Genomic DNA, 13854 nt, shown 5'->3' with positions numbered 1-13854 from the left:
AATGAAGAAGGATCTACCTTTAAATAAAGTTGAAGATATCTCGGTTGCCGTTGTTCTGGAAACTGAGTCTCCGACTACAAAGGTTTGGAATGTTTATTTGATCAATGAAAAAAAAGCTGCCATCCAGAATGTACTTGTTTCCTCAAAAGGGTATGGTATAAAGGATGGAAAGGAAGTGAAAACGACCATTTTGAGACATTTCATTGGTGATATGGAAGCCAAGACTTCTCAAAAAATTGAAGCGATCGATCCTCAGGTTTTCGGTTTGACCAATGAATATTGGTTGAGTTATTATATAAACGGTACTATTTATGACAAGAAATATGTTTTCTTACCAGAAAGTATCGTTGATGAGAATCTGATCAAGATTCCTTTGGTAAATAAACCCGGTGTAATGATTGGAGGAACCAACTAATGGTTATGAAGAATTTTGTAATTGCTATTGATGGTTTCTCATCATGCGGAAAGAGTACAGTTGCAAAAGCATTGGCGAAAGAATTGAACTTTGTTTTTATCGACAGTGGTGCAATGTACAGGGCAGTAACCCTATATATTCAACAGAACCAAATCGATATCAATGATGAGGAGGCTGTGTCTACAGCTTTGGAAAACATCCATATAGATTTTATTCCGAATCCTGAAAAGACCCAAATCTTACTGAACGGTAATGACGTTTCAGACGCAATCAGAACGATGGAAGTTTCTGAATATGTTTCTGAAGTGAGTGCATTGAAGGCTGTTCGTAAGGCTATGGTCAAACAACAGCAGGATTTGGGAAAGAAAAGGAATATCGTGATGGACGGTAGGGATATCGGGACTACGGTATTTCCGCAGGCAGACCTAAAGATCTTTATGACGGCAAGCCCACAGGTTCGCGCGGAAAGAAGATTTGCGGAACTGTCAGCAAAAGGGGAGGTTTTGACGATGGAGGAGGTGAAAGAAAACCTTTCACATCGCGATCATATTGACAGTACCAGGGAAGAAAGTCCGTTAAGACAGGCTGAAGATGCCATCGTACTGGATAATTCGGAACTGAACCAGGTTGAGCAGTTGAATTTTGTGATTCAATTGGTAAAGGATAAAATAGAATTGCCCCAATCCTAGGGAAAAGATATATAAAGAAAAAGGCCTCAAATTGAGGCCTTTTTCTATTATTTCATATTATCGATTTCCTGTTGTTGTTTCAACTGATCGATATTATTTTTACTTCCAAAGTCATCTGTTTTTTCCTGGAAGGAATTGAGGATCTCCAGAATAGCTTCAGAGTTGTCTGCAGTTCGCTGATAGATATCAGGGATTTTGCTTTCGATAGTTTTATCACCTAACTCTATATTGTCAATTTCAACTTTTGCGATTTTTTCTAAAACAGCCTGCTGGCTATTTCTAATGTCCTCTAATTCTCTGGATATTTTCTCCATTAATTCGAATTTCTTTAATTTATCCATATATATTATTCATTAGTTTCTACTATTATAAACGCCAAAGATTGCAAATTGTTGTATATTTTTTATAAATAGCTGAAATGCAGTGTTTTAATAAGTGTTGTTTATGTAATTATTAAGATAAGTATGTGCGGAAAAATAAAAAGGTCGCTAGTTTAACTAGCGACCTTCGAAATTGATTTAGGTATAAACTTAAATTGTTCTACCCGGATATTCTTCTAGACCTTTTTCTAAGCAAACCAATGCTTTTTTAAGGTCATCTTGGTTTAAGACGTAAGCTAAGCGGACTTCATTCGATCCTGCTCCAGGAGTGGAGTAGAAACCAGTTGCCGGAGCCATCATTACTGTTTCATTGTTGTAAGAAAATTTCTCTAACATCCATTGACAGAATTTATCTGCATTATCGATTGGCAGTTTTGCAATGACATAGAACGCACCGCCTGGGTTAGGGCAGAAGACACCATCAATTTTATTAAGACCATTGACCAATGTATCTCTTCTTGCAGTGTATTCCTTGGATACCGCTTCAAAATAACTATCAGGAGTATCTACTGCAGCCTCTCCAGCGATCTGACCTTCCAATGAAGGACTAAGTCTAGCTTGAGCAAATTTCAATGCCGTTAAGTAAAGTTCTCTGTTTTTGGTGATGATACATCCGATCCTTGCTCCACAAGCGGAATAGCGTTTAGAAACGGTATCAAATACCACTACATTTTGTTCAAGACCTTCTAATTGCATTGGGGAAATGAATTCGCGGCCATCATAACAAAATTCCCTATAAGCTTCATCAGAGAATAGGTAAAGATCATGTTTCAGACATAATTCTTTTAATGCCTCCAGCTCTTCGCGTGAATACAGGTATCCAGTAGGGTTATTTGGATTACAGATTGCAATTGCTTTAGTTTTTTCTGTAATTACTTTTTCAAAATCTGCAATGGAAGGTAATGCGAAACCATTGTCTATGACAGACATGATTGGTTTTACGATAATGTCTGCTGAACATGCAAAGCCATTATAGTTGGCATAGAAAGGTTCAGGGATAATAACTTCTTCACCTGGGTTCAGACAAGCTTGCATCGCAATGGTAATTGCTTCCGATCCACCGTTGGTAACCAAAATGTCGTTAGGAGTGATGTTATAATGGATCTTATTATAATACTCAGCTAATTTAGTTCTGTATGAAAGAGTCCCTTCAGATGAAGTATAAGCCCAAACTTTAAAATCAATGTTTTTTAAAGCATTTAACATGACTTCAGGAGTTTCAATATCAGGTTGGCCTATGTTCAAATGGTAAATTTTCTTTCCATCTTTTTTTGCCTGATCGGCAAAAGGAGTTAGTTTTCTAATAGGCGATGCAGGCATATTGATGCCCTTATGAGAAATAGTTGGCATTATAATTTTATTATGTTTTCAATCTTTACAAAAATACAAATAAAACTGAGCTTGTCCTAAAAAATGAAAGCCGTCCTCTTGAGGTCGGCTTTCCATGATATTTTTATTTTTTCTCAGAATTGTTTCATTCTGAACGTCATTTTCCTTATTCTACGATACCTTTGATAGTAAGCGTTTTAACAGGTGTTTTGGTATTTGATTTTACAATAAATGATTTTGTAAAAGGACCTTTAGCAGCTGCATTGAAAGTTACTTTAATGGTTCCCGCTTCTCCTGGTTTAACAGGAGTTTTGGTAAATTCTGCTACAGAACATCCACAAGTTGGTTGTACATCTGAAATAATGATTGGTTCATCTCCCGAGTTGCTGAATTTATATTCATGAGAAACCGGTTTATTCAGAGGAATCTTTCCGAAGTCATGGGTTTCTTTGTCAAATTTAAACTCTGCAGCAAACATTCCCATCGCAGTCAAACTAATAAATGCAATCAATACTGCACATATACTTGTAATCTTTTTCATCGTTTCAATTTTTTCGTTGCTTTATTCAATCAAATCTAAGACCATTTTTATAAGAATACGATTCTTTAGTGAGATTTTGAAATAAACACACAAGAATTTTACAATCTTGATATTAGATAATACCTTCTTTTAAAATGTCTTGCAGGTGAATAATGCCTGCATATTTTCCTTCGTCAGTAACCACCAATTGGGAGATACTATTCTGGCGCATGAGGTGAAGAGCATTTGCTGCCAGTTCAGTTTTGTCTATGGTTTTAGGATTTAAAGACATGATATCCTTTGCCTGAAGGCCAGAAACATCCTCATATTTGCCTAACATCCGACGAATATCGCCATCGGTAATGATTCCAAGGATATTTTCGTTTTCAATGACCACGGTTGCTCCAAGTCTATATTCGGTAATACTGATCAATACGGAACGGATATTTGCATCTGCAGCTACCATTGGGACACCGTTATGATCAGAAAGGTCACTAACTTTTAGATATAGTTGTTTTCCCAAAGCGCCACCTGGATGGTATTTAGCGAAATCTTGATCGGTGAACTGTCTTTTGGTCTGCAGACAGACAGCAATGGCATCACCCATAGCAAGTTGAACTGTAGTACTGGTGGTTGGGGCTAAATTATTAGGGCAAGCTTCTCTCGTAATGCTGGTGTCCAGAATATAATCCGCTTGTTCAGCAAGGAAGGATTCATGGTTTCCAACCATGGCTACTAAGATGTTCCCTGTTTGTTTAAGATATGGGACCAGAACTTTGATTTCCGGTGTATTGCCACTTTTTGAAATCGCGATGATAAGGTCATCTTTTTGGATGATTCCAAGGTCACCGTGAATGGCATCTGCGGCATGCATAAAAATGGCAGGAGTGCCAGTGGAATTTAGGGTTGCGACAATTTTTTGAGCGATGATTGCGCTTTTTCCGATTCCGGTTAATATTACCCTACCTTTCAGCGTCAAAATCTTCTCAATTACCTCTACAAAATCGCTGTCGATTTTTTCAGATAGAGCCAATACGTTAGCCGCTTCAAGTTCAAATGTGCTCTGTGCCAACGATTTGATATCTATATTGTTTTTCACGTAATATTTCCTTAATTTTATATATAAATATGATGTGTTCGCTACAAAAATACATTATTTAACACGTATTATTCATACCGTTATTACATCTATTTATTTTGCATAGTCAATGGAAATAGAAAAATCACTTTTCGACAATCTTCAAGATTTTTTTGGGTTCGACACTTTTAAAGGCGATCAGGAAGCAATTATTACGAACGTTCTGAACAGGAAGGATACATTCGTCATAATGCCTACAGGTGGCGGGAAATCAATCTGTTATCAGTTGCCGGCTCTGATGAGCGAAGGGACTGCAATTGTAATCTCACCGCTTATTGCTTTGATGAAGAATCAGGTCGACCAGGTACGCGCTTTTGGAGGTAGAGATAGCATCGCGCACTTTTTGAATTCCTCCCTTACCAAAAATGAAATTCAACGCGTAAAACAGGACGTGCAAGAAGGGAAAACCAAGCTCTTGTATGTAGCACCTGAATCTTTGGCCAAAGAGGAAAATGTTAACTTTTTAAGGAGCATAACAGTTTCATTTGTGGCCGTTGATGAGGCGCACTGTATTTCAGAATGGGGACATGATTTCAGACCGGAATATCGTAAGATCCGTCAAGTCATCAATGAAATTGGTGAGGATATTCCAATTATCGCATTGACGGCCACCGCTACTCCAAAGGTTCAGTCTGATATCCGTAAGAACCTACAGATGAATGATGCAGCCTTGTTTAAGTCTTCCTTTAACCGTACGAACCTGTACTATGAAGTGAGGCCTAAAGAAGATGTTATTAAGCAGATCGTTCGTTTTATTAAAAACAATGCAGGAAAGGCCGGTATTGTGTACTGTCTGAGCCGTAAGAAGGTGGAGGAGATAGCTGAGGTATTGAACATCAACGGCATTAAAGCCCTTCCATATCATGCTGGTTTGGACGCAAAAACCCGTGCTGATACACAGGATAAGTTTTTGATGGAAGATATTGAAGTGATCGTAGCGACGATTGCTTTCGGAATGGGGATCGATAAACCCGATGTCCGATATGTTATCCATCATGACATCCCAAAATCAATGGAAGGATACTATCAGGAAACTGGTCGTGCTGGACGTGATGGCGGGGAAGGCTACTGTCTGGCTTTCTACTCTGAAAAAGATGTAGAGAAGCTGACCAAGTTCATGAAAGATAAGCCCGTTTCGGAAAAGGAAATCGGCACTCAGATTTTGAAGGAAGTGATTGATTATTCTGAATCGGCTGTTTGTCGAAGGAAGCAGATCCTCCATTATTTTGGGGAGAAGTTTGACGAAACTGGATGTAATTCCATGTGTGATAATTGTCGATCGGCAAAGACCTATTTCGATGCCGAGGAGCCTTTATTGACTGTACTGAATTTTATAAAAGAGCAGGGTGATAAATTTGATGATCAGCATATAATCAATGTGTTGATTGGACAGAACAATCAGCCTATTTCGAAATATAAACATGATACCCATGCCTTATTTGGTACTGGGAAGGAGCAAGGAGTGAATTTCTGGAATTCCTTGATCCGCCAGGCAGAATTAGCTGATTTTATCAAGAAGGATATTGATCACTATGGTCTATTGCAATTGACTTCAGGTGGTAATAAGTATATCAATAATCCGTATCCATTGAAGTTTATCTTAAATAAACCGATGGAAATGTCAAAATCAGACTCTTCAGAAGAAGGTTCTGCTCAGGCAGGTGCATTGGATGCCGAGTTGCTGAAAATGTTAAAGGATCTTAGAAAGAAGATCGCTAAACAGAAGTCGCTGCCACCATTTGTTATTTTCCAAGATCCTTCATTGGATGAAATGTGCACCCATTATCCGGTAAGCATTGATGAGTTGAAACAAATCCAAGGTGTTGGATCCGGGAAAGCCATGAAGTTTGGGGCTCCATTTGTAGAACTGATCAAAAAGTATGTGGAGGATAATGATATCGATAGGCCTCAGGATTTAGTGATCAAGAGCACGGCCAATAAATCTGCCTTAAAAGTTTCTATTATCCAGAATATCGATAGAAAGATCTCTTTGGAAGATATTGCCTCGTCAAAAGGAATCAGTTATGAAGATCTTTTGCGTGAGGTGGAGTCTATCGTAAATTCAGGAACCAAACTGAATATTGGTTATTTTGTAGATGAAATGATCGATCAGGACCGTCAAGATGAGGTCTATGATTATTTCAAAACTGCAGAGAATGATGCTATCGAAACTGCATTGGATGAATTGGGGGAGGAAGATTACTCCTTTGAGGATATCCAACTGATGCGCATCAAATTTATGTCGGAACTAGGTAATTAAAATTATATGATCAATACATATTTGCCAGAAATAAAAAATGGCAACTCTTCTTCTTTCTTTTTGATGGCAGGACCTTGTGCCATTGAAGGTGAAGAGATCGCTTTGCGTATAGCGGATAAAATCGTAAATATCACTGATAAACTGAACATCCCTTATATTTTTAAGGGATCTTATCGTAAAGCAAATCGTTCGAAAGGAAATTCCTTTACTGGAATCGGGGATGAAAAAGCATTGAAGGTGTTGGAGAAAGTAGGGAAGACCTTTGGCATACCTACCGTAACAGATATTCACGAAAGTCAGGAGGCTGCAATGGCCGCTGCGTACGTGGATGTGTTGCAGATTCCTGCATTTCTATGTAGACAGACTGACCTTTTGGTTGCTGCAGCAGAAACTGGAAAAGTCGTTAATATTAAGAAAGGACAGTTTTTATCAGCAGAATCGATGAAATTCGCTGTAGAAAAGGTTCAAGATGCTGGAAACCCTAAAGTTGTTCTTACCGACCGTGGGAATACTTTTGGTTATCAGGACTTGATCGTAGACTATAGAGGATTACCAGTTATGAAATCTTTTAATGTTCCTACGGTTATGGACTGCACGCATTCCTTGCAACAGCCAAACCAGAGTTCAGGAGTGACAGGCGGTAAACCGGAATTGATTGAGACAATTGCTAAAGCTGCCATTGCAGTCGGTGCTGATGGTCTATTTATTGAAACTCACCCTGATCCTGCAAATGCCAAATCTGATGGTGCAAATATGCTCCACCTGGATCTGTTAGAAGATCTGCTGGTGAAATTGCAAAGGATAAGGGAAGCGATTCTTTAAGACATAAAAAAAGCTGGTTTATTAAAACCAGCTTTTTTTATGTCTTAAATTTTAGATAGGAGATTTGAGTATAGCGATAGTAGAAATTCTATTCAAATTAATATCTCATGTCTCAGATCTCAAATCTCACATCTACTATTCAAAATACTCTTTAATTCTCTCAAAGAATGATTTTTCGCTTTTACCAGGTTGTGGTTTGAAGTTAGCAGAGTTCTTAAGTTTTTCTAGAAGTTCTTTTTCTTCTTTTGAAACTGTTTTTGGAGTCCACACATTCACATAAACCAATTGGTCACCTTTGTGGTAGGAATTTACTTCTGGAAGACCTTTGCCTTTTAGACGGAGGATCTTACCACCTTGAGTACCTGGTTCGATCTTGATCTTTGCCTTGCCATCAATGGTCGGAATTTCTACGCTCGTGCCTAAAGCAGCATCAGCAAAATTGATATAAAGATCATAGATGACATTGATGCCATCGCGTTTAAGCGTTTCGTGAGGGACTTCTTCAACCAGGATGATCAAATCACCAGGGATCCCACCACGTGGTGCAGCATTACCTTTTCCACTCATGGACAGTTGCATGCCTTCGCTTACACCTGCAGGAATATTGATTGAAATGGTCTCTTCACCACGAACTAAACCTTCGCCTTTACAAGAAGTACATTTGGCAGTGATTTCGACACCTTCACCATTACAGGTAGGACAGGTGCTTGTGGTTTGCATCTGACCAAGGATAGTATTGGTTACACGTCTTACAGAACCAGAACCACCACAGGTGTTACAGGTATGGTACGAGTTTTTGTCTTTGGCACCAGTACCATCACAGGTATTACATTTTACCTGTTTGTTTACTTTTACCTTTTTCTCAACTCCTTTTGCAATTTCTTCAAGGGTAAGTTTTACTTTGATCCGCAGGTTTGTTCCGCGTTGTACACGGCGTCCGCCACGAGTACCTCCGCCGCCGCCTCCGAAAAAGCTTTCAAACGGGTTGCCACCACCAAAGATATCTCCAAATTGACTGAAGATATCATCCATGTTCATGCCGCCACCACCATATCCAGAAGCAGAGTTGCCTGCATGTCCGAATTGGTCATAACGTCTTCTTTTTTCAGGGTTGCTCAGGACTTCATATGCCTCAGCAGCCTCTTTGAACTTGTCTTCAGCCTCTTTGTCTCCAGGGTTCTTATCTGGATGGTATTTGATGGCTAGCTTACGATATGATGTTTTTATTTCTGTTACTTCTGCCGTTCTGGTTACACCAAGGACATCGTAATAATCTCTTTTTGACATCTTTTATATTTATTGGCCTACTACTACTTTCGCAAATCTGATTACGTTGTCATTCAAAGTATAACCTTTTTCAATAACATCGATAACCTTATCTTTTAAATCTGGGGTAGGTGCAGGGATGAGGGTTATGGCTTCTTGGAATTCAGGATCAAAAGGTTGACCAATAACATCGATTTCCTTTACACCTAATTGTTCCATGGTTTTCTTAAGCTTATGATAAACCAAGTCAATGCCTTGTTTCATTGGGTCATCAGCAGGCACGTCTTTCATAAAGCTTAGGGAGCGATCGAAATCATCAACTACAGGTAATAATTTTAAGATTACATCCTTACCAGCTGATTGCATTAAATCAATCTTTTCTTTTGCAGTTCTCTTTTTGTAATTGTCAAACTCAGCAAACAATCTTGCATATTTATCGTTGGATTCGTTTAACTTATTGGTAAGTTCTTCGGTAGCTGCAGAACCTTGCTCTACATTTTCCTCCGAATTGTTCATTTCTGGGTCTTGAATATTCTCGTTCTCGTTTATCATCTCCTAATATCTAGTTTAAGTAACCTTAACATGGCATCCATCAATTTTTTTGCCAACAAAAAAAATCCGACATGCTGTCAGTGTTTACTGGTTTCGTTAGCAAAATTGTCGGATTTAAATGGTATTGTCAGCTATTAGATGCTGACATTGTCATGCAACGCACCATCTGCTGTTTTCAGGATGCGTGCAGGCATATTTCTAATAATTTGGTAATCGTGCGTTGCCATCAGGACAGCAGTTCCAGAGGAAGCGATGTCACGTAATAACAATACAATTTCTTCGGATGTAGCGGGGTCTAAATTCCCTGTTGGCTCATCGGCAAGGATGATTTCAGGGTTGTTCAGTAATGCACGGGCAATTACGACACGTTGCTGCTCACCACCAGAAAGTTCATGAGGCATTTTCTTCAGTTTCGAACGAAGTCCAACTTTTTCCAACACATCGATGATTCTGTTCTCGATCTGAGCCTTTTCCTTCCAACCTGTAGCTTTAAGGGCAAACTCTAGGTTTTTTTCAACTGTACGGTCGTTCAATAAATGGAAATCTTGAAAAACGATTCCCAATTTACGTCTTAGGTATGGGACATCATTTTCATGAAGTTTTTTCAGGTCGAATCCAGCAATCATCCCTTCGCCATTCGCGATGTACAGGTCTCCATAGATTATTTTCAATAAACTACTTTTTCCTGAACCAGATTGTCCAATAAGGTATAAAAATTCTCCTTGGGCAATGTCTAAGTTAACATCTGAAAGTACAAGGTGTTTTTGTTGATAGATATCTACATGTTTAAGTTTGATAACCGTATTTGTCTCTCTCATGGTAATTTATAAGTCGATTTTCTTTATTTGGCCAAATGGTAATTCACGAACAACATCCATAATGTATTCGGATTTATCAGCAAGACCGATTTTTTCCAATGATTTGTCGGGTCTATCCACGCGGAAATAAGCCAAAAGCGTAAATGCATCGTCCCTTAATTGAACATAATCTGGAATTTTTGCTACACCTTTAACCTTAATAACATACATAGTCAAACAAAATTATAATTTTTTACGAATTCACACTCATATAACGACAATAAAAGCTAATTATTGGTTTGCCAATAAAAAGTCTAATGTATTTACATTGTCTGCATAATCATCTAATGCCGGGTATTGGCTTGCACCAAATGGGAATACAGGAACGTCAGCTACCTGGAGATCCATATCGCTAGTTACACATTGAATGTCCTCTTTGTGGGCTAGGATGTATTTTTCTACATCTTCCTTAGCCTTATAGTATTCAAAATGAACGACAGCAAGGGGAGAGGCTAGGCTTTCATCTTCCTTTAACAATAGAAAACCATTGTCAAAATGTTTGTTCTTGTTGATCAAATAGATTGACTTATTGAAATCGTAATTGTTGTTGTATTTTGAATGATCTTTTATGGAATGAAAAGATTCTAGGTTGTCCAAAAGCTTTGCAATGTCATAACCTTCTGGGATGAATATTTTTGAAACAGACCTGCATCCCAAACCGAAATAATCAAAGATGTCATGTCCTAGGGCCTGTAGTTGTTCTTTAGTCTCATTTCCAGAAAGCACAGAAAGTGAGTTTCTGTTTTTTCGGATAATATTCGGTTTTTTACCGAAATAATATTCAAAATAACGCGCTGAATTATTGCTTCCTGTAGCAATGACAAGATCAAAATTCTCTAGCTTATCCAGTAATTGGATCTTCTTGGCAAATTGAGGTTCAATTTCAATTAATTGATCCAGTATAAATTTTGTTAAGCCGGCATCATCTGATGAAACTTTGATTTTGGCCGTAAACCCAGCCAATAGCACACACATGATATCATGAAATCCGACTAAGGGAAGATTTCCGGCCAATACCAAGCCTACAGATTTATCAATATCCTGATTAGGAACATCCTTAAGCCATTTCTCCAATTGATCATGGGTCAGATTTTGCGCAATGGCATGGATCTGTTGCAAAATATTTGGTTTGGTATACCAAGCATTTTTATGAACTGCTGAATCAATGATGGGAGAGTTCTTCAACTCATCAGATTGAAGGAATTGTCCGAGTTTTACGAAGGCGTTTATTCTTTGTTCTCTTGTCAAAATCTTACTATTTATAATTAATCTGTGTTTTTTTTGCCGTATATTTGCCATATCAAAGTAAATAACTACTAATTTTGTATACTTTTATTTTTGAGTATATAGCTTTAGTATTACCTTTGAAAGTGCAAAATTAGTTTATTATTTTATTGTAAGGACATAAATGGCAATTAAAATTACTGACGAATGTATAAATTGTGGGGCATGTGAACCAGAATGCCCAAATAATGCAATCTATGATGCTGGTGTAAGTTGGAAGTTTTCAGATGGTACAGCATTGGATGGTGTGATTGATTTTGGTGATGGAGTAACTCTTGACGCGAACGAATCACAGGATGCTATTTCCAATGAAGTTTATTACATCGTTTCAGATAAATGTACGGAGTGTGTGGGATTCCATGATGAACCTCAGTGTGCTGCTGTATGTCCAGTTGATTGTTGTGTTGAGGATGAAGACGTCCGTGAAACTGAAGAAGAACTATTAGCGAAGAAAGCTTGGCTTCACGCTGAATAATCTTAAAGATATTCTATAGATAAACCACCTTGAAAGAGGTGGTTTTTTTATTTTTCAAGATCCCTGAAATGGAAAATCAGTTGGTTTCTAAGTTCTATTAATCCTTTGTACCTCTTATTTTACAATCTTCCCCGATATTTTTAACCTTAACCCATCTCTCTGATTCAATATTTTACGATTGAAAAAGCCGAAACTCAGCACATTTTAGGAAATACTATAACGCAAAAGATTTGGTTTGCAGAGCTATTTTTTTATTTTTGTTCGTCTAAAAAGTAAAAAAAAGAAATAAATAACCTTATTAAATCTACATGTCAAAAAAAACTACAGGATATGTTCTACTTGCGACCATTGCGATAGCATCTATCCTGACCCTCCTTTATGAATTTAATCTTGCGCCAATTCCTGCATCCTTGATGATGGTTGTCCGTTGGGTTACTGCCATTGTTTTGGTATGGAACGCAATTGTACGGAAAGGATTGACAACATGGATCCTAACCTGTATGGTATTGGGTATTTTTGTTGGGCTTGATTTTCCAGATGTAGCTAAGGCATTGCAGCCCTTAAGCCAAGGGTTTATCAAGTTAGTGAAAACCATAGTGGGGCCAATTTTATTCTCCACCTTGGTATTTGGTATTGCTGGCCATTCAGATCTTAAGCAAGTTGGTCGTATGGCTTGGAAATCCATGTTGTATTTCTTCTGTGCTACTACATGTGCCATATTTATCGGTCTAGGTGCTATTAACTTAACCCGTGCTGGAGTAGGAATCGATATCGAGCACATGCCGCACGAAGAGTTACCGCAGACATCCGCAGTGTCAGATGCAGATAAGATCGCACTTGAACATATTGATGAAAGCGCACATTGGATCTATAAATTCACCTCATTCTTTAGGGATACATTTCCTGAAAATATTGTAAAATCAGTATACGAGAATAAAGTTTTGCAGATCGTTGTATTTGCCGTGATCTTTGGTATCGGTCTGGCCATGGTGGATGAGAAGAAGCGAAAGCCCTTTGTGGACTTCGCAGAATCACTCTCCGAAGCCATGTTCAAATTTACCAATCTGGTCATGCTCTTTGCGCCAATTGGTGTTGGGGCAGCAATGGCCTATACCGTTGGGCATTTGGGGATCGATATCCTCAAAAACCTGTTCATGTTATTGGCAACACTGTACCTAGCATTGATTTTCTTCCTTGCTGGAGTGTTATTGCCGGTAGCCCTTTATCTGAAAATTCCGGTAAAGCAATTTATCAATGCCATTAAAGAACCGGTTTCTATTGCATTTGCAACTACAAGTTCTGATGCAGCTCTTCCAAAAGCGATGAGTGCAATGGAGAAGTTTGGTGTGCCAAGGAAAATCGTTTCGTTTGTAATTCCTACTGGATATAGCTTTAACTTGGATGGTACTTCACTTTACCTTTCATTAGCTTCCATCTTCGTAGCTCAAGCTGCTGGTATCCACTTGTCCTTTGGTCAACAATTGATGATCGCCTTTACTTTGATGATCACTTCAAAAGGAGTGGCAGCAGTTCCTAGGGCATCCTTGATTATTTTGATCGCAACTGCTGATCAATTTGGACTACCTGTATTTGTTATTGCAGCGATTCTAGGTATTGATGAATTGATGGATATGGCTAGGACATCCGTGAATGTCATTGGAAACTGTTTAGCTACGGTTGTAGTCGCCAAGTGGGAGGGGGAATTTGATGAAACCGCCCCATTTAGGCAGGATTCTGATGAAGACGGCATTGAAGAGATCGCCGAAGTCATTGAAGAAGGTCCTGAAGGGGAAACCAGGTCTTAGACCATAAAGATATTTAAATAAGGGAGCTTTTCATACGAATTGCTCCCTTTTTCTATCTATTA

Annotated in this window: 15 protein-coding genes; 6 read left to right on the top strand and 9 right to left on the bottom strand. The window is 38.5% G+C overall.

Features of this window, described 5'->3' with window-relative positions:
* The first annotated feature begins 1 nt into the window (after nt 1).
* Nucleotides 2–415 (top strand): hypothetical protein, encoded by a 414-nt coding sequence (locus ACWICE_RS16925; protein WP_185216352.1) that lies wholly within the window; start codon nt 2–4, stop codon nt 413–415.
* Nucleotides 415–1104: a (d)CMP kinase gene (cmk, locus tag ACWICE_RS16920; protein WP_185212169.1), complete on the top strand. Its 690-nt coding sequence runs from the start codon at nt 415–417 to the stop codon at nt 1102–1104. Before ACWICE_RS16925 ends, cmk begins: the two co-directional genes overlap by 1 nt.
* A gap of 47 nt (nt 1105–1151) precedes the next feature.
* On the opposite strand, the gene ACWICE_RS16915 is transcribed toward cmk, so the two are convergent.
* From ACWICE_RS16915 to ACWICE_RS16900, 4 genes are all read right to left on the bottom strand, one after another.
* Nucleotides 1152–1445 carry a hypothetical protein gene (locus ACWICE_RS16915; protein WP_093096576.1) on the bottom strand — a complete coding sequence of 98 codons (294 nt, stop codon included), beginning with the start codon at nt 1443–1445 and terminating at the stop codon, nt 1152–1154.
* Nucleotides 1446–1634: 189 nt separating this feature from the next.
* Nucleotides 1635–2834, bottom strand: coding sequence for a pyridoxal phosphate-dependent aminotransferase (locus tag ACWICE_RS16910; protein WP_185212168.1), 1200 nt, complete (start codon nt 2832–2834; stop codon nt 1635–1637).
* A gap of 145 nt (nt 2835–2979) precedes the next feature.
* Nucleotides 2980–3354, bottom strand: a complete 375-nt coding sequence (locus ACWICE_RS16905; protein WP_093096571.1) for a DUF1573 domain-containing protein — start codon at nt 3352–3354, stop codon at nt 2980–2982.
* Between the two features lie 112 nt (nt 3355–3466).
* Nucleotides 3467–4432 (bottom strand): KpsF/GutQ family sugar-phosphate isomerase, encoded by a 966-nt coding sequence (locus tag ACWICE_RS16900; protein ID WP_185216350.1) that lies wholly within the window; start codon nt 4430–4432, stop codon nt 3467–3469.
* 109 nt (nt 4433–4541) lie between these two features.
* Between ACWICE_RS16900 and recQ the strand changes: the two genes are divergently transcribed.
* Together recQ and kdsA are read left to right on the top strand one after the other, a co-directional pair.
* Complete coding sequence (gene recQ, locus ACWICE_RS16895; protein WP_185212166.1) at nt 4542–6731, top strand: DNA helicase RecQ; 2190 nt, start codon at nt 4542–4544, stop codon at nt 6729–6731.
* Between the two features lie 6 nt (nt 6732–6737).
* Nucleotides 6738–7553 carry a 3-deoxy-8-phosphooctulonate synthase gene (gene kdsA / locus ACWICE_RS16890; protein WP_185212165.1) on the top strand — a complete coding sequence of 272 codons (816 nt, stop codon included), beginning with the start codon at nt 6738–6740 and terminating at the stop codon, nt 7551–7553.
* A gap of 135 nt (nt 7554–7688) precedes the next feature.
* Here kdsA and dnaJ read toward each other — a convergent pair whose 3' ends face one another.
* The 5 genes from dnaJ to ACWICE_RS16865 form a co-directional block, all read right to left on the bottom strand.
* Nucleotides 7689–8840 carry a molecular chaperone DnaJ gene (gene dnaJ / locus ACWICE_RS16885; protein WP_093096560.1) on the bottom strand — a complete coding sequence of 384 codons (1152 nt, stop codon included), beginning with the start codon at nt 8838–8840 and terminating at the stop codon, nt 7689–7691.
* 9 nt (nt 8841–8849) lie between these two features.
* Nucleotides 8850–9371 (bottom strand): nucleotide exchange factor GrpE, encoded by a 522-nt coding sequence (locus ACWICE_RS16880; protein ID WP_185212164.1) that lies wholly within the window; start codon nt 9369–9371, stop codon nt 8850–8852.
* A gap of 134 nt (nt 9372–9505) precedes the next feature.
* Nucleotides 9506–10189: a cell division ATP-binding protein FtsE gene (locus tag ACWICE_RS16875; protein ID WP_185212163.1), complete on the bottom strand. Its 684-nt coding sequence runs from the start codon at nt 10187–10189 to the stop codon at nt 9506–9508.
* A 6-nt stretch (nt 10190–10195) separates the two neighbouring features.
* Entirely contained in the window at nt 10196–10399 is a 204-nt protein-coding gene (locus tag ACWICE_RS16870) for a fructose-6-phosphate aldolase (RefSeq protein WP_185212162.1), read from the bottom strand.
* A 60-nt stretch (nt 10400–10459) separates the two neighbouring features.
* A complete protein-coding gene (locus ACWICE_RS16865) occupies nt 10460–11476 on the bottom strand; it encodes an acyl-CoA reductase (protein ID WP_454298841.1) in 1017 nt (338 codons plus the stop codon).
* Between the two features lie 160 nt (nt 11477–11636).
* On the opposite strand from ACWICE_RS16865, the gene ACWICE_RS16860 reads away from it, so the two are divergent.
* A complete protein-coding gene (locus ACWICE_RS16860) occupies nt 11637–11987 on the top strand; it encodes a 4Fe-4S dicluster domain-containing protein (RefSeq protein WP_093096554.1) in 351 nt (116 codons plus the stop codon).
* Between the two features lie 308 nt (nt 11988–12295).
* Nucleotides 12296–13792, top strand: coding sequence for a dicarboxylate/amino acid:cation symporter (locus tag ACWICE_RS16855; RefSeq protein WP_254527198.1), 1497 nt, complete (start codon nt 12296–12298; stop codon nt 13790–13792).
* Nucleotides 13793–13854: the final 62 nt, after the last annotated feature.

The sequence above is a fragment of the Sphingobacterium sp. NPDC055346 genome, from assembly GCF_053645235.1.
This window is presented reverse-complemented; position numbering and strand designations above follow the sequence as displayed.